This is a genomic window from Chryseomicrobium excrementi, from assembly GCF_002798305.1.
GTDB lineage: Bacteria > Bacillota > Bacilli > Bacillales_A > Planococcaceae > Chryseomicrobium > Chryseomicrobium excrementi.
Window position 1 is genome coordinate 23,646 of sequence record NZ_PCGR01000005.1, and the last position, 16,415, is coordinate 40,060.

General features: G+C 45.7%; 14 protein-coding genes. All 14 read left to right on the forward strand.

Features of this window, described 5'->3' with window-relative positions; translation table 11 throughout:
• Positions 1 to 81 precede the first annotated feature (81 nt).
• Complete coding sequence (gene pcrB, locus CQS04_RS12565; protein ID WP_094944660.1) at positions 82 to 792, forward strand: heptaprenylglyceryl phosphate synthase; 711 nt, start codon at positions 82 to 84, stop codon at positions 790 to 792.
• Positions 789 to 3,020 carry a DNA helicase PcrA gene (pcrA, locus tag CQS04_RS12570; protein ID WP_100354468.1) on the forward strand — a complete coding sequence of 744 codons (2,232 nt, stop codon included), beginning with the start codon at positions 789 to 791 and terminating at the stop codon, positions 3,018 to 3,020. The genes pcrB and pcrA overlap by 4 nt, the downstream gene beginning before the upstream one ends.
• 12 nt (positions 3,021 to 3,032) lie before the next feature.
• The gene (ligA, locus tag CQS04_RS12575; RefSeq protein ID WP_100354469.1) at positions 3,033 to 5,033 is read left to right on the forward strand and encodes an NAD-dependent DNA ligase LigA; all 2,001 of its coding nucleotides are present in this window, start codon (positions 3,033 to 3,035) and stop codon (positions 5,031 to 5,033) included.
• A 15-nt stretch (positions 5,034 to 5,048) separates the two neighbouring features.
• Positions 5,049 to 6,170: a CamS family sex pheromone protein gene (locus CQS04_RS12580; protein WP_100354470.1), complete on the forward strand. Its 1,122-nt coding sequence runs from the start codon at positions 5,049 to 5,051 to the stop codon at positions 6,168 to 6,170.
• Positions 6,171 to 6,243: 73 nt separating this feature from the next.
• Positions 6,244 to 6,534, forward strand: a complete 291-nt coding sequence (gene gatC, locus CQS04_RS12585) for an Asp-tRNA(Asn)/Glu-tRNA(Gln) amidotransferase subunit GatC (protein ID WP_100354471.1) — start codon at positions 6,244 to 6,246, stop codon at positions 6,532 to 6,534.
• 14 nt (positions 6,535 to 6,548) lie between these two features.
• Positions 6,549 to 8,015 carry an Asp-tRNA(Asn)/Glu-tRNA(Gln) amidotransferase subunit GatA gene (gene gatA, locus CQS04_RS12590; RefSeq protein WP_100354472.1) on the forward strand — a complete coding sequence of 489 codons (1,467 nt, stop codon included), beginning with the start codon at positions 6,549 to 6,551 and terminating at the stop codon, positions 8,013 to 8,015.
• Entirely contained in the window at positions 8,015 to 9,445 is a 1,431-nt protein-coding gene (gene gatB, locus CQS04_RS12595) for an Asp-tRNA(Asn)/Glu-tRNA(Gln) amidotransferase subunit GatB (RefSeq protein ID WP_100354473.1), read from the forward strand. The genes gatA and gatB overlap by 1 nt, the downstream gene beginning before the upstream one ends.
• Before the next feature lie 78 nt (positions 9,446 to 9,523).
• A complete protein-coding gene (locus CQS04_RS12600) occupies positions 9,524 to 10,087 on the forward strand; it encodes a thioredoxin family protein (protein WP_100354474.1) in 564 nt (187 codons plus the stop codon).
• Between the two features lie 63 nt (positions 10,088 to 10,150).
• Positions 10,151 to 11,071, forward strand: coding sequence for a diacylglycerol kinase (locus tag CQS04_RS12605; RefSeq protein WP_100354475.1), 921 nt, complete (start codon positions 10,151 to 10,153; stop codon positions 11,069 to 11,071).
• Positions 11,072 to 11,254: 183 nt separating this feature from the next.
• Positions 11,255 to 12,604, forward strand: a complete 1,350-nt coding sequence (locus CQS04_RS12610) for a cytochrome ubiquinol oxidase subunit I (RefSeq protein WP_100354476.1) — start codon at positions 11,255 to 11,257, stop codon at positions 12,602 to 12,604.
• Positions 12,601 to 13,635 carry a cytochrome d ubiquinol oxidase subunit II gene (locus CQS04_RS12615; protein WP_100354477.1) on the forward strand — a complete coding sequence of 345 codons (1,035 nt, stop codon included), beginning with the start codon at positions 12,601 to 12,603 and terminating at the stop codon, positions 13,633 to 13,635. The genes CQS04_RS12610 and CQS04_RS12615 overlap by 4 nt, the downstream gene beginning before the upstream one ends.
• An 11-nt stretch (positions 13,636 to 13,646) precedes the next feature.
• Positions 13,647 to 13,754, forward strand: coding sequence for a cytochrome bd oxidase small subunit CydS family protein (cydS, locus tag CQS04_RS14060; RefSeq protein ID WP_425430248.1), 108 nt, complete (start codon positions 13,647 to 13,649; stop codon positions 13,752 to 13,754).
• Positions 13,755 to 13,829: 75 nt separating this feature from the next.
• Entirely contained in the window at positions 13,830 to 15,182 is a 1,353-nt protein-coding gene (gene rlmD / locus CQS04_RS12620) for a 23S rRNA (uracil(1939)-C(5))-methyltransferase RlmD (protein ID WP_100354478.1), read from the forward strand.
• A gap of 19 nt (positions 15,183 to 15,201) precedes the next feature.
• Entirely contained in the window at positions 15,202 to 16,167 is a 966-nt protein-coding gene (locus CQS04_RS12625) for a tRNA dihydrouridine synthase (protein ID WP_100354479.1), read from the forward strand.
• Positions 16,168 to 16,415: the final 248 nt, after the last annotated feature.

Here is a 16,415-nt window from a genome sequence, read left to right on the forward strand (position 1 = left end):
TGACACTACATACTAAACTCGACATGGAATCGACCCAGAGCGGGTCGATTTCGGCATGTCTGACTGAAGAAGGTGCACCTCATGCTTACGAACTATACGGAATGGCAACATGTATTTAAACTAGATCCTGCAAAGACTTTGACTGATGAACAGCTTGAGCAAATCTGTGAGTCCGGAACGGATGCACTCATCGTTGGCGGCTCCGATAACATCGAATTAGATGATGTGTTAGACCTGCTTATGAAAATCCGCCGTTATGCACTTCCTGTCTGCCTCGAACTGTCTACCCTCGATATGATCACACCTGGATTTGATTATTATTTGATTCCCTCTGTCTTAAACAGCCCAGACACCAAATGGGTGAAAGATTTTCACCATCAAGCGTTAGTAGAGCATGGTGATTTTATGAACTGGGAAGAAGTGTTTATGGAAGGTTATTGTGTACTCAATGCAGACGCTAAAGTGGCTCACGTCACTCAAGCGAAGACGGATCTCTCAAAAGACGACGTGATTGCCTATGCGCGTATGGCGGAGCATTTGTTTAGGTTGCCTATCTTTTATTTGGAATACAGTGGCACCTATGGAGATCCACAAGTGGTGGAAGCGAGCAAAGACGTGCTTCACAACACCCGACTCTTTTACGGTGGGGGTATTGAAACGCCTGAACAAGCTACGGAAATGGCAAGACATGCTGACACAATCGTTGTCGGAAACAGTCTCTATACAAACCTAAAGCAGGCGCTTGCGACGGTAAAAGCCGTCAAGTCCCTATACGCACAGGAGGAACTATGAAAAGTATTACAAACCAACTACTAGCCGGCATGAACCCAAAACAAGAAGAAGCAGTAAAACATACAGAAGGTCCTTTACTAATTATGGCGGGTGCAGGGTCTGGAAAGACTCGAGTACTTACGCATCGCATTGCGTACTTGATCGTCGAAAAGCAAGTTTACCCATCAAAGATTTTAGCCATCACGTTTACAAATAAAGCGGCAAAAGAAATGAAGGAGCGGATTGACGGCATCCTCGGAGACGGCTTCGGAGACCAGATGTGGGTCTCTACATTCCACTCCATGTGTGTTCGCATCCTGCGACGTGATGCAGACCGCATCGGCTATTCTAAAAACTTCACGATCCTTGATGGCACCGATCAGTTAAGTGTCGTCAAAGCCATCGTGAAACAAGAAAATATTGATTCAAAAAAATACGAGCCTCGAGCTCTACTCGGCATCATCAGCAGTGCGAAAAACCAGCTGAAGTCAGCAGATGACTTTTTAGCTGAAATGAATCCGATGAACCCTTACGAAAAGATTGCGGGACAAGTGTATAAAGCCTATGAACGTCGCTTGAAGAAAAACCAATCGATGGATTTTGATGACTTGATCATGCGAACGATTGATTTGTTCACGCGAGTTCCAGAAGTTCTGGAATTCTATCAAAACAAATTCCATTACATCCATGTGGATGAGTATCAAGATACAAACAAAGCCCAGTATCAGCTTGTCGAGATGCTGGCGGAAAAGTTTAAAAACATCTGTGTCGTGGGAGACTCAGACCAGTCTATCTACCGCTGGCGTGGCGCCGATATCGGCAACATTCTATCATTTGAAAAAGATTATCCGAACGCAAAAGTCATCATGCTCGAGCAGAACTATCGATCGACAAAACGCATCTTGCAGGCAGCTAATGAAATCATCGGCAACAACAAAAGTCGGTATCCGAAAGTGCTTCGAACCGATAACGCAGATGGTGAAAAAGTGCAGTTATACCGTGCGTATAACGAGCAAGAAGAAGCGCAGTTTGTCGTCGGTAAGATTCAACAACTGATGCAAGACGAAAATCTTCATTATCGAGATTTTGCGATTCTCTATCGCACCAACGCACAGTCGCGTGCTATGGAGGAAACGCTCGTCAAGTCGAACATGACCTATAAAATCGTAGGGGGCACCAAGTTCTACGACCGCAAAGAAATTAAAGACTTATTAGCGTATTTACGTCTCATTGCCAACAACGATGATGATATTTCTCTCGCTCGTATCATCAACGAACCAAAACGCAATATCGGAGCCACGTCGTTTGAACGCATCGTGACGTACGCACTGATGCACGACATGACAGTATTCGAAGCTCTTGAAAATGCGACTTTGATTCCAGGGATGACAGGTCGCGGACTGAAGTCTGTCACCGATTTCTTCACGCTTATCGATCAGCTAACGGCCATGCAAGAGTATCTCGCCGTGAGTGAAATTGTGGAAGAAGTCATTGAACGCTCCGGCTACCGAGAAATGCTAAAACGCGAAAACAGCATCGAATCAGAAAGCCGCTTAGAAAATATTGAAGAGTTCTTGACGGTTACAAAGGCTTTTGAAGAACGTAGTGACGACAAGACACTCGTTGCGTTTTTAACGGATCTTGCTCTCATTTCAGATATTGATACGCTCGACCAACAACCCGATCAGAGTCAAGGAAGCATCACATTAATGACGCTTCATGCAGCCAAAGGTCTAGAGTTCCCAGTCGTGTTCTTGATCGGAATGGAAGAAAATATCTTCCCGCACAGTCGTTCTATTGGAGACGAAGATGAGATGGAAGAGGAACGTCGTCTTGCGTATGTAGGTCTCACGCGGGCTGAACAACGGTTGTATTTGAGCTGTGCACAGACACGCATGATCTTCGGCCGCACAAGCATGAACCAACCGTCCCGATTCATCGGTGAAATCTCTTCAGACGTCATTGAACCAGTTGGAGGAGAACGGGCTAGCCAAGTCCATCCTTCAGTTGCCGGGAATCGCTACATCAAACCAAGAAAAGTGGCGCCATCTCATCCTGTATATACAGAGTCAGGTGGCGATAAACTAGAATGGCAAGTCGGTGACAAAGCTTCTCACAAAAAGTGGGGGGTTGGTACGGTCGTCAGTGTCCGAGGAGAAGGAGAGAACCGTGAGCTTGATATCGCCTTTCCAAAACCGACAGGCATCAAGCGACTGCTCGCTAAATTTGCACCGATTGAAAAACAGTAGGAGGAATCATCCATGGAACACGTTGAACAACGTATGAAAGAGTTGCATGACCTACTGCATGAGTATGGCCATGCCTATTATGTTCTGGACGAGCCGATTGTATCGGACGCCGTGTATGACCAATATTTACGTGAGCTAATGGAACTCGAAGAACAACACCCATCGCTTATCTTGCCGGATTCTCCTACACAGCGAGTCGGTGGTAAGCCATTAGAAGGGTTTCAAAAAGTGCGTCACCGTACACCGATGCTAAGTTTGTCTAATGCCTTTTCAACAGAAGACCTTAAGGAGTTCGACCGTCGCATTCGAGAATTAGTTGGCGAGGACTTCCGCTACGTCTGTGAGTTAAAAATCGATGGCTTAGCTGTCAGTTTATTATACGAAGACGGGAAGCTAGTCCGCGGAGCAACTCGTGGAGACGGAACTACAGGGGAAGATATCACAGCGAATATCCGCACGATCCGTTCCATTCCGCTTCGTCTGAAAAAGAATGTCACGCTCGAAGTACGTGGAGAAGCGTATATGCCGAAATCGTCATTCCAAACACTCAATGAGACGCGCAAAGATCAACATCTCGAGTTGTTTGCGAATCCGCGAAATGCAGCGGCAGGCAGTTTGCGTCAACTGGATCCTCAAATTGCTGCAAGTCGACAGCTTTCGGTGTTTATTTACGGATTAGGAAACCCAGAAGAACTCGGGATCCAGTCACATTCTGAGGCGCTCGAGTACATGAAAGACCTTGGATTCTCGATGAACCGCGAGACGACGATCTGTGAAACTATTGGCGAGGTTGAGACGTTCATACAAACATGGACGGAAAAGCGCCAAGAGTTGCCTTATGAGATAGACGGTATCGTCATTAAAGTGGATAGTTACGATCAACAAGAAGAACTTGGATTTACAGCGAAAAGTCCGCGTTTTGCAACTGCATACAAGTTTCCAGCTGAGGAAGTCGTAACAGAGCTCTTAGATATTGAATGGACGGTAGGCCGTACGGGAGTCGTGACACCGACAGCGATTTTAAAAGCGGTTCAAGTGGCAGGAACTACAGTACGTCGTGCATCTCTTCATAACGTCGACTTAATTCAAGAAAAAGACGTTCGCATCGGAGATACAGTTATTATCCGTAAAGCTGGGGACATCATCCCGGAAGTTGTCTCAGTTATCGATAAAGAACGTAAAGCGGATTCAGAGCCGTATGTGATGCCGACTCACTGCCCTGTATGTGACAGTGACCTTGTGCGTATCGAAGAAGAAGTAGCGCTGCGCTGTGTCAATCCAACGTGCCCTGCCCAGATCACAGAAGGAATACGCCATTTCGCCTCTCGAAATGCCATGAACATTGATGGACTTGGTGAGAAAGTCGTGGAGCAGTTGTTCCAGAACCAGTTGATTCATGACGTCGCGGATCTCTATACATTGACTGTTGAACAACTAATAGAACTAGATAGAATGGGAACCAAGTCTGCAGAGAATCTCGTGAAGGCGATTGCTGTGACAAAAGAAAATTCGCTCGAGAAGCTGTTGTTTGGACTTGGGATTCGTCATATTGGCGAAAAAGCCGCGCGTCTTCTGGCTGAAGAATTCGGCACATTGGATGCACTGATTGCAGCATCACGAGAACAAGTTACGGCGGTTCATGAAATCGGAGACAAAATGGCAGACTCCCTCGTCACATACTTTGAGCAACCGGAAACGGTAGAACTCATGCACAAACTGAAGAACGCAGGAGTTAACACTTCGTACTTGGGACAACGCATTGATAAAGAAGCTGTTGCCGATCATCCTTTCTTTGGGAAGACAATTGTACTGACTGGAAAACTGGAGCAGATGGGTCGCAATGAGGCAAAAGAGCAGCTACTTGCTAAAGGTGCTAAAGTGTCTGGAAGCGTCAGTAAAAAGACGGATCTCGTCATTGCGGGAGAAGACGCAGGCTCGAAGCTTGAAAAAGCCACGGAACTTGGGATAGAAGTCTGGACGGAGCAGCAGATGATGGATGCTCTGGCAGATTAGGAAGGAAGAACTTACATGAAGAACTATGTACTAGGACTTGCGGTAGTAGGACTGCTATTGACCGCTTGTACACCTCAACAAGAAACGGAAGTCGTACAAGACCCTCAAGAATCAGAGGCACGGTCAGTTGTGTTGCCTTCTGTGCGTTTAGATGACAATTACTATTCTACGATTCTCCCTTACGCTGAAAGTAAAAGCCGCGGGTTAGTCGTATCCAATATGGCAACTAAGTATGACATCGTAGAAGTAGAGAAAGGCCTGATGCGCCTCTCTCAAAATGAATACCCAACAGACAAGTATTACTTCCAGGAAGGACAGTATCTAGACGGGTCCACGATCAGTTCTTGGCTAGCTCGAAGCAATCAAACAGAAGACGGTCTGAATCCGGATGATCAAGGCTTGGTAGGACGAGAAAAAGCTCAAAAAGCGCCAGTCTACTTGTCACACATCGTGGAACAAAATTATTTAGTGTTAGAAGAAAATACAATGAAGCTTGCTGGAATCTCTATCGGGCTCGCTATGAATTCCATCTATTACTATACGGAAGTGGATTACGGCCCGGTATTTGAACAGCAAATTTCAGATGCAGAAATCACAGAAAATGGCCGTCGCATGGCTCAAGAAATCGTCAGCCGCATGCGTAAAATGCCAGGTCTTGAAGACATCCCGATTACAGTTGGCCTGTTCAAACAAAATAGCCGAAATGCGATTGTTCCAGGTACTTACTTTAGCTATGGTGTCTCCACTAGCGGCTCAGAGATTAACGACTGGACAGCAATCAATGAAAAATACGTGACATTCCCGACCAATGATTCGAGTGAACAATACCGAGACATGGATACGGCGTTCCGTAACTTCAAACAAGACGTAGAAACGTATTTCCCGAACTATACAAGCGTCATTGGAACAGCCTTCTATAAAGACGACTACTTGCAGAAACTAACGATTGATATTCCGATTCAGTTTTTCGGAAAAGCTGAAATCATTGGGTTCACTCAATACGTCTCGGGATTAATCAATGCTCATTTCGTGACGGACCTCCCGGTAGAAATCACAATCACTTCGATTGAAGGCGAGCAGGCTCTCATCAAACGAGATGCCAACCAAGAGGAACCGTTCGTTCACATCTACGAATAGAGTGTACTCTGTTCAAGTAAAGCAAAAAATGATATGATGGGCTGTATGATTGAATTTGATGGAGGTGTCCCCCGTGGCAACAATCACAAAAGAAGAAGTGCGTCACGTTGCGCATTTGGCGCGTTTGGCGATTACAGAAGAAGAAGTGGAACATTTCACAGAGCAGCTTGCTAAAATTGTTCAATTTGCAGACAAGCTGAATGAATTGGACACGACAAATGTAGAACCAACTACACATGTCCTTCCTTTAGAAAATGTTTTACGTGAAGACAAATCCGTTGCTGGTCTAGACCGCGACGTTATGATGAAGAATGTAAAAGAACAAGAGGCAGGACAAGTAAAAGTCCCTGCCATTATGGAATAGAGAGGCGGACCGAAATGGCTTATTTTACGCAGTCAGCAAAACAGCTGCAAGAAAAAATTGCGGCAAAAGAACTTTCTGTTCGTCAAGTGACAGAAGAAGCATTCGCTCGTATTGAAGCAGTGGATGCAGATGTACAAGCATTTTTAGCACTGAACAAAGAGAAAGCATTAGAGCAAGCAGATGCGATGGATCAAACACCTCTAGAGGACCGCGGTCCTTTATTTGGGTTGCCAATCGGTGTCAAAGACAACATCGTAACAGAAGGTTTAGAAACAACTTGTGCCAGCAAAATCTTAGAAGGCTTCAATCCAATCTATGATGCAACAGTTGTTCGTAAACTTCGCGATGCAGGATTGATCACTGTTGGAAAAATCAACATGGATGAATTCGCGATGGGATCTTCGAATGAAAACTCGGCTTATAAAAAAACGAAAAATCCATGGAACTTAGAACACGTACCTGGTGGTTCTTCAGGTGGCTCTGCTGCCGCTGTAGCGGCAGGCGAAGTTCCTTTTGCACTAGGATCCGATACAGGTGGTTCGATTCGTCAACCGGCTGCTTTTTGTGGTGTTGTAGGAATGAAACCGACATATGGTCGTGTCTCTCGTTTTGGATTAGTGGCATTTGCCTCTTCTCTAGATCAAATCGGACCGATTACTCGTACAGTTGAAGACAACGCATTGTTACTTGAAGCTATTTCGGGTGTCGATGAAATGGATTCCACTTCAGCGAACGTAGAGGTTCCAAAATTCTCTGAAGCCATTGGCAAGTCTATTAAAGGACTTCGCATCGGTGTACCTAAAGAGTACATGGGTGAAGGAGTCAGCGAAGAAGTACGCGCTTCAGTCTTAGAAGCATTAAAAGTATTAGAAGCGCAAGGCGCAGTATGGGAAGAAGTGTCTCTTCCACACTCGGAGTATGCCTTAGCGACTTACTACTTATTGTCTTCTTCTGAAGCGTCTTCGAACTTAGCTCGTTTTGACGGCATTCGTTACGGTTACCGTGCAGAAGAAGCGAAGAACTTGTTGGAGCTCTATAAATTAACACGTGCACAAGGCTTTGGAGACGAAGTGAAGCGTCGTATTATGCTTGGAACATATTCTCTAAGTGCCGGATCTTATGATGCATACTACTTAAAAGCACAAAAAGTTCGTACGTTGATCAAGCAAGACTTTGAAAACGTATTTGAAAACTACGATGTCATCGTCGGTCCAACTACCCCAACTCCAGCATTTAAAGTCGGAGAAAAAGTAGATGATCCATTAACGATGTATGCGAATGATATTTTGACAATCCCGGTCAACCTAGCAGGAGTACCAGGAATCTCGATTCCTTGTGGTTTTGCAGATGGCTTGCCACTAGGCCTTCAAATTATCGGAAAACACTTCGATGAGTCTACGATTTATCAAGTGGCGTCTGCCTATGAGTCGGCAACAGAATTTCACAAACAAACTCCGGCTTTAGGGGAGGTAAAGGCATAATGAACTTTGAAACGATCATCGGACTAGAAGTCCACGTAGAATTAAAAACAGAATCTAAGATGTTCTCCCCGTCACCTGCTCACTTTGGTGCAGAGCCGAACACGAACACACACGTAATCGACCTTGGCTACCCTGGTGTCCTTCCTGTCGTCAACAAGACAGCAGTAGAGTGGGGCATGCGTGCAGCAATGGCGTTGAACATGGATATTGCACCTGTCACTAAGTTTGACCGTAAAAACTATTTCTATCCGGACAATCCAAAAGCGTATCAAATCTCTCAGTTTGATAAACCAATCGGTGAAAACGGCTGGATCGAAATTGAAGTAGACGGAAAGACGAAGCGTATCGGAATCACACGTCTTCACTTAGAAGAAGATGCTGGGAAACTTTCGCATACCGACCAAGGCTATTCACTTGTTGACTTTAACCGTCAAGGGACACCTCTAGTTGAAATCGTATCCGAGCCAGATATCCGCACACCGGAAGAGGCCTATGCATATCTAGAAAAATTAAAATCCATCATCCAGTTCACAGGTGTTTCGGACTGTAAGATGGAAGAAGGCTCACTTCGTTGTGACGCCAACATTTCTTTGCGACCATATGGTCAAGAGAAGTTTGGAACAAAAGCAGAACTTAAAAACTTGAACTCCTTCAGCTACGTGAAAAAAGGTCTGGAGCATGAGCAGATTCGTCAGGCTGAAGTGTTAAAATCAGGTGGCGAAATCCTTCAAGAGACACGTCGTTATGACGAGTCTACAGGGAAGACGATTTTGATGCGTGTCAAAGAAGGAGCGGACGATTACCGTTACTTTCCAGAGCCGGATCTCGTAAAAATCGTCATCGACGATGCTTGGATGGACCGCGTTCGTGCAGAGCTTCCTGAACTTCCGGATGCTCGTAAAGCGCGTTATGTAAACGAGTTAGGTCTGACAGAGTATGATGCTCGCGTCATGACCCTTACAAAAGAAATGTCCGATTTCTTTGAAGAGACGATTGCTCTTGGTGCGGATACGAAACTATCAACGAACTGGTTGATGGGTGATGTGTCTGCTTACTTGAATGCAGAGCAAAAAGACTTGAAAGATACGAAACTGACTCCAGCTGGTCTTGCCGGAATGATCAAATTGATCGGAGACGGCACCATCAGTTCAAAGATTGCGAAAAAAGTATTCAAAGAGCTTGTGGAGAACGGTGGTACAGCAGAAGAAGTCGTCAAAGCAAAAGGTCTTGTACAGATCTCTGACGAAGGTGCACTTCGTGACATTGTCACTCAAACTCTTGATGCGAACCCGCAGTCTATTGAAGACTTCAAAAACGGGAAAGACCGTGCTATCGGCTTCTTAGTCGGTCAAATTATGAAAGCAACAAAAGGCCAGGCGAATCCGCCGATGGTCAACAAGCTGTTGAACGAAGAAATTCAAAAACGCTAAACTACTGGCTCGTCCTACCTTAGGGCGAGCCTTCTTTTGGGAAATTATGCTATGCTAAAAACAAGGAGGGGTTTACCTATGAAAAGTGAACAACAGTATTTTGAAGAAGGGCGTCCACTTGCCGTTTATATGGACGAGATGACTACAAAAAAAGAGCAATCGTTCCACGTCTATGAAAGCTTTGAAGTGCCAGCGGATGATGAATTTATCACACGTCTACGTGAAGCAGACGTACATATTTTAGGCATTACAGAAGACTGGTGCGGAGATGCTATGATGAACAACGCTGTGCTTCGTAAGATTGCAGAAGCGGCAGATGTAGATGTACGCGTTGTGTTGCGTGATGCAGACACGGACCTCATTGATCGCTATCTCACAAACGGCGGACGTTCTATTCCGAAGTATCTCGTTTTAAATAAAGAGGGAGAAGTTGTCGCGACATGGGGCCCTCGTGCAGATCTTGTACAAGAATATGTCATGAATGAAAAAGCAAAGCTTCCTGAGCCGGGTTCAGAAGGCTTTGAAGAAGCACAAAAAGCTGTATTCCAAGAATTGACGACTCAGTTAGAAACGAATACAGACTTCCATATGGCGACGTATAGCAGTATTCGTGAAGCGTGGTTTGCAAAACTTACTTCATAAGGAACCTGTTGTCGTATTATACTGTCTATAGCAGAGAGAATGTGAAGAAAGAAGGTCCATGCAATGCAGCGTGCACGAATTATTTACAATCCTACTTCGGGGCGAGAGCTATTTAAACGCCATCTCCCGGAAGTGTTAGAAGCAATGGAGCTAGCGGGATATGAAACCTCCTGTCATGCCACTACGGGCGCAGGTGATGCCACAGAAGCTGCGAAGCGGGCAGTGGAAAACGGATTCGATTTAATAGTAGCAGCAGGCGGAGATGGCACATTAAATGAAGTCGTGGCTGGAGTGAGTCTCTTCGACAAACGTCCTAAGCTCGGCTTAATTCCTATGGGAACAACCAATGATTTTGCTCGTGCTCTCCATATTCCAAGAGACATCCAGCAGGCCGTCAACATCATTACAGCAGGACAATCCGTGCCTGTAGATGTGGGCCGCGTAAACGATACCTTCTTTATCAATATTGCTGGTGGAGGCCGAATTACAGAATTGACGTATGAAGTACCAAGCCGCTTGAAAACAGTGCTTGGTCAGCTTGCTTATTACTTAAAAGGCATCGAGATGTTGCCATCCATCCGGGCTACAAAACTACGCATTGAATTTGATGACGAAGTGTTTGAAGAAGAAGCGATGATGTTCTTGATCGGTTTGACAAACTCTGTTGGTGGCTTTGAAAAGCTTGCCCCAGATGCGAGCATCAACGACGGACAGTTTACGTTACTCATTTTAAAGAAAGTTAATATGGCGGAATTCATTCGCTTGGCGACCTTGGCGATTCGCGGAGAGCATTTGAATGATCCTCACGTGATTTACCGTAAAGCCTCCAAGATTCGTGTCCTTTCTGAAGAGACGGTCTCTCTGAACTTGGACGGTGAGTACGGTGGAACGTTACCTGCCGTGTTCGAAAACTGGGCACGTCATATAGAAATCATGGCACCTGTTGATTTGTTACCTGAACAGGACCGTGTAGAACGGGATTAAAACGGACAGCGAAAGCTGCCCGTTTTTTCACTATTTTGCGTCTTTTCTCATACTGTCATAACCCTGTAACAAGTTGCTAGAAAACTAGTTCGGCTGATTAGATTAAAGCTACAAGAGTAGGGTAAAATAAAGCCATATAGCACGAACTGTACGTTAGTCTAAACACTACTTGAGGTGAACGAAATGGGAAATGAAGAAGCTGTATTTTTTAGTCGGCTGCTCACGGAAATGACACTCTCGTTCCACATTATTTATGCAACCATCGGCGTTGGGGTGCCTTTAATGATCATGCTGGCACAGTACGTCGGTATCAAGAAAAACGACGAGCACTATATTTTGATGGCACGTCGTTGGGCACGAGGTTTTGTGATTACCGTTGCGGTTGGGGTTGTGACGGGTACCGCCATCGGATTGCAATTGTCGCTTTTGTGGCCAAACTTTATGGAACTCGCCGGGCAAGTGATTGCCTTGCCATTGTTTATGGAAACTTTTGCGTTTTTCTTTGAAGCTATCTTCTTGGGAATCTACCTCTACACCTGGGACCGCTTTGAAAACCAGAAGAAGCACTTATTGCTACTTGTTCCTGTGGCAGTGGGGGCAGGGATGTCTGCAGTCTTTATCACAATCGTGAATGCGTTCATGAATGCTCCGCAAGGATTCGATATGGTAAACGGAGAACTAGTGAACATCAATCCGCTGCTTGCTATGCTGAACCCGGCGATGCCAACGAAAGTGGCACACGTTGTGTCAACGGCTCTTATGACATCGGCATTTGTGTTGGCAGCTATCGGAGCTTTCCGATTGCTAAAAGGCTCGAATCACATCTATCACAAAAAAGCTGTCTACTTGATGGTGAAAGTAGGTCTCGTCTTTTCTGTCGCTACAGCGATCATTGGAGACTTTTCAGGGAAATACTTGGCAGAATACCAACCAGAAAAACTAGCTGCTGCAGAATGGCACTTTGAAACTTCAGATAGTGCACCGCTGATTCTGTATGGTGTGTTAGATGATGGAGAAGTAAAATATGCCATCGAAATTCCTTATGCATTAAGTATCTTGGCCCATAATGATCCAACAGCGGAAGTCATTGGTCTTGATCAGTTCCCTGAAGACGAACGACCGCCGCTCTATATTCACTATTTCTTTGACGTCATGGTCACTATTGGAATGTTCATGGTCATGCTATCAGCCTTCTATGTTGTAGCGAAATGGCGCAAGTGGAAGTTTGCAAACTCTCGCTTTATCCTGTGGCTCATCGTAGCGGGAGGACCACTCAGCTTGATAGCCATTCAAGCGGGTTGGTGGATGACAGAAGTAGGTCGTCAGCCTTGGATCCTGCGCGGTATTATGACCGTAGATGAAGCTGCCACATCAAGTGGTAGCGTCGATATCATGGTCATTGCGTTCGCGCTGTTGTATTTGATCTTGGGTATCGGTAGTGTGGTCGTATTGCGCCGCATGTTCCGCAACAACCCAGTAGAAAAAGAACTGGACAAGATGGAAGCAGAGCGATTGGCAGGTGAGTCGAAATGACGTTAACTCTTGAAATTATCGGAATCACAGTATTGTGGTTCTTCTTATTCGGGTATGTCATTGTCGCTTCGATTGACTTTGGCTCTGGTTTCTTCAATGCCTATAGCTTACTTACAAATCGCCAACATATTTTAACGAAAATTATTCAGCGCTACTTGTCACCTGTGTGGGAAGTCACCAATGTATTCCTCGTGTTCTTCTTTGTAGGAATCATCGGGTTCTTTCCGAAGACGGCATTCTACTACGGGACGACGCTGCTCGTCCCGGCAAGTATTGCCATCATTCTTCTAGCGATCCGAGGCTCGTATTATGCGTTTGAAACTTACGGATCTCGAGGTCATAAAGGCTATTCATTCATGTACGGAGTTGCAGGCTTGTTGATTCCTGCGTCACTTTCAGTAGTCCTCACGATTTCTGAAGGCGGTTTTATCGATATGATTGACGGCCAACCGGTCCTTGATTATCAAGAGTTGTTTTTAAGTCCGCTTACTTGGAGTATCGTAGTACTTGCGATTTCAGCTACGCTCTATATCTCTGCTGTGTTCTTGACTTGGTATGCGAACAAAGCAAAAGATGGGGAAGCTACAAAACTTCTACGTAAATATGCGTTGATCTGGTCGTTACCGACGATGATTACAGCTACGGGAATCATCGTAGAACTTCGTGCACACAATCCAGAGCACTATGCGAACATTTTAGATGTCTGGTGGGCATTCTTGATCTCAGGTCTATTGTTCATAGGAACTGTCTACTTGTTATGGACAAAACGGAGCTACGGCTTTGCATTCTTATTGCTAGTCGGTCAGTTCTTCGTTGCTTTCTTTGCATATGGCTGGTCGCATCGTCCGTATCTGCTGTATCCGTATTTAACGATTTACGATAGCTTCACGAATGAAGCGATGGCTATTGCATTAATCATCGCATTTATCGCAGGTCTTGGGTTGCTGCTACCATCCCTATACTTACTGCTTCGTCTGTTCTTGTTCAACAAGGAGTATGTAGTCGGGAAAAAAGAAGACAATCACGCTTAGGAGGAATTCTCATGACGAACTTTTTGATTTTCTATGCCCCGTTCCTTGTGTTGTTCGGTTCTATTGCGGCCGTCTTCTGGTGGGCTCCAAAAGACGGAATCATTCGAAAAGAAGAGTAGAGACAGCTCCTGCCGCGGCAGGAGTTTTTTCGTGTTATAATGGGACGATATTGAGTAAAGAACGGAGTTAATCGAATGACTGTAACTAAAAACGACCGCCTCACGGTGTTTGTAGAAGATTTGACACATGACGGCCAAGGTGTAGCTAAAGTAGACGGCTATCCACTTTTTATTAAAGGAGCCTTACCGGATGAAGAAGTAGAAGTTCATGTGGTAAAGGCATTGAAAAAGTATGGGTTTGCAAAACTCATTGAAGTCTTAAAGCCTTCCCCGTTTCGTGTAGCGGCGCCTTGTCCAGTCTTTGAGACATGTGGAGGCTGCCAATTGCAACACTTGAGTTATGAGGGGCAACTGATGGTTAAAGAGAAGCAAGTTCGCAGTGCGATGGAACGCATCGGTAAGCTTCATACGACTGTACTACCTGTAAAAGGGATGGAAAACCCTTGGCGCTACCGGAACAAGTCTCAGATTCCATTTGGGATGGAAGACGGTCGCGTCGTAGCGGGATTTTATAAGAGCGGGTCACACGAGATTGCGGATACGCCAACGTGTTTGATTCAAAGTGAAGCAGCAGATCGTCTGATGGTCGCGTTGAAAGAACGTGCCTTAGAGTTTGGTTTGCAACCTTACGATGAGAAGACGGGTCAAGGGCAACTGCGCCATTTAGTGGTCCGTACAGGATACGTCAGTGGCGAGACGATGGTCGTCCTTGTGACGAAATCACGTAAGATTTCTCAACCAGAAAAATTGATTCAACTGATTCGCGACATTGAGCCGTCTACGGTATCGATTGTTCAAAATATCAATCCAGCGCGGACCAATGTCATTTTTGGAGACCAGAATTTTGTGCACTGGGGTAAATCACATATCGTTGATTCCATCGGTTCCATCCAATTTGAAATTTCGGCTCGCTCGTTCTACCAGATCAATCCTGTACAGACGCAAGTATTGTATCAACAAGCGCTTGATTATGCGAAGTTGACGGGAGAAGAGACTGTGATGGATGCGTACTGCGGGATTGGTACCATCTCACTGTTCCTCGCACAGCGTGCAAAATCAGTTCTCGGTGTTGAAATTGTGCCACCGGCTGTGGAAGATGCACGTCGCAATGCAGTTCTAAACGGCTTTGACAATGCGACTTTTGAAATCGGAGCAGCAGAAGATGTCATCGATGCCTGGTACGAAGCGGGTCAACTTCCTGATGTCGTCGTCGTGGATCCTCCTCGTAAAGGACTCGACGGCAAATTGATTGATACACTCATTACGCACAAGCCACGTCGTATTGTCTATGTATCATGTAACCCAGCGACTCTCGCGCGTGACTTGCGCTTACTTGAAGACGGAGGCTATACAGTCCATGAAGTGCAACCTGTGGACATGTTCCCTCACACGACACATGTGGAATGTGTCACGTATTTAACGATTTAGTAGGAGGATTTGAAACACAATGAAAGAAAACTTTTGGCAGGACCTTCCGCGTCCCTTTTTCGTTTTAGCACCAATGGAAGATGTGACGGATGTGGTGTTTCGCCATGTGGTAGCAAAAGCAGGACGCCCTGACGTCTTTTTCACGGAATTCACAAACTCAGACAGCTATTGTCACCCAGACGGCATCCAAAGCGTCCGTGGCCGTCTGACGTTCACAGAAGATGAACAGCCTATGGTCGCGCACATTTGGGGAGACAACCCGGACTACTTCCGTCAGATGAGTGTTGGAATGGCGGAGATGGGCTTCAAAGGCATCGATATCAATATGGGATGTCCCGTTCCAAACGTCGCCACTCGAGGAAAAGGAAGCGGTTTGATTCTTCGACCAGATACAGCAGCGGAGCTGATTGAAGCGGCGAAAGCTGGCGGTCTTCCAGTGAGCGTAAAGACGCGTCTAGGCTATTCAGAGATTGAAGAGTGGAAAGAATGGCTTGCGCATATCCTAAAGCAAGACATCGCCAACTTGTCGATTCATCTACGAACTCGCAAAGAGATGAGCCAGGTGGACGCGCACTGGGAACTGATTCCTGAAATCAAAGCCTTGCGTGATGAACTGGCGCCACAAACCACCTTGACGATTAACGGAGATATTCCTGACCGAGCAAAAGGACTGGAACTCGCTGAGAAATATGGTATCGACGGTGTCATGATTGGTCGAGGCATCTTTAAAAATCCATTCGCGTTTGAAAAAGAACCACGGGAGCATACGAGTGAAGAGTATCTGGAGTTGCTCCACTACCAGCTCGATCTTCAAGATCAGTACGCAGAACAAGTGCCGCGCTCCATTTCAGGCCTTCATCGCTTCTTCAAGATTTATGTGAAGGGCTTCCGTGGGGCAGGAGAGCTTCGCAATCAGCTCATGAACACGAAGTCGACGGAAGAAGTGCGTCGTGTGCTGGCGGAGTTTGAGGCAACGAATGAATAGGGACTCTTTTCGCTTCTTTCGGGAGCGAGAAGAGTTTTTTTGTGTTTTAAGAAGAATAATAGAGTGGGTGAGCGGGCGTTCATCGACAAATTTGGGATTTTATTAGACGAATTAGAAAGTGCTTTAAGCAAATTTAAGGTTCTATTACTCAAATTAGACCCTCTTTTCGACTGAAGACTTCTGAACGCCCTACACATCTAAGTGGAATCGAGTTGCGCCTCCTAGAAATTCCCGCAAAATACCAACGC

Bases quoted from the DNA above. Each gene is read 5' to 3' on its own strand.
- CQS04_RS12605 (WP_100354475.1), top strand. From the start codon at position 10,151: ATGCAGCGTGCACGAATTATTTACAATCCTACTTCGGGGCGAGAGCTA.
- rlmD (WP_100354478.1), top strand. From the start codon at position 13,830: ATGACTGTAACTAAAAACGACCGCCTCACGGTGTTTGTAGAAGATTTG.
- ligA (WP_100354469.1), top strand. From the start codon at position 3,033: ATGGAACACGTTGAACAACGTATGAAAGAGTTGCATGACCTACTGCAT.
- CQS04_RS12600 (WP_100354474.1), top strand. From the start codon at position 9,524: ATGAAAAGTGAACAACAGTATTTTGAAGAAGGGCGTCCACTTGCCGTT.
- pcrB (WP_094944660.1), top strand. From the start codon at position 82: ATGCTTACGAACTATACGGAATGGCAACATGTATTTAAACTAGATCCT.
- cydS (WP_425430248.1), top strand. From the start codon at position 13,647: ATGACGAACTTTTTGATTTTCTATGCCCCGTTCCTTGTGTTGTTCGGT.
- CQS04_RS12580 (WP_100354470.1), top strand. From the start codon at position 5,049: ATGAAGAACTATGTACTAGGACTTGCGGTAGTAGGACTGCTATTGACC.
- CQS04_RS12625 (WP_100354479.1), top strand. From the start codon at position 15,202: ATGAAAGAAAACTTTTGGCAGGACCTTCCGCGTCCCTTTTTCGTTTTA.
- gatB (WP_100354473.1), top strand. From the start codon at position 8,015: ATGAACTTTGAAACGATCATCGGACTAGAAGTCCACGTAGAATTAAAA.
- CQS04_RS12615 (WP_100354477.1), top strand. From the start codon at position 12,601: ATGACGTTAACTCTTGAAATTATCGGAATCACAGTATTGTGGTTCTTC.
- CQS04_RS12610 (WP_100354476.1), top strand. From the start codon at position 11,255: ATGGGAAATGAAGAAGCTGTATTTTTTAGTCGGCTGCTCACGGAAATG.
- pcrA (WP_100354468.1), top strand. From the start codon at position 789: ATGAAAAGTATTACAAACCAACTACTAGCCGGCATGAACCCAAAACAA.
- gatA (WP_100354472.1), top strand. From the start codon at position 6,549: ATGGCTTATTTTACGCAGTCAGCAAAACAGCTGCAAGAAAAAATTGCG.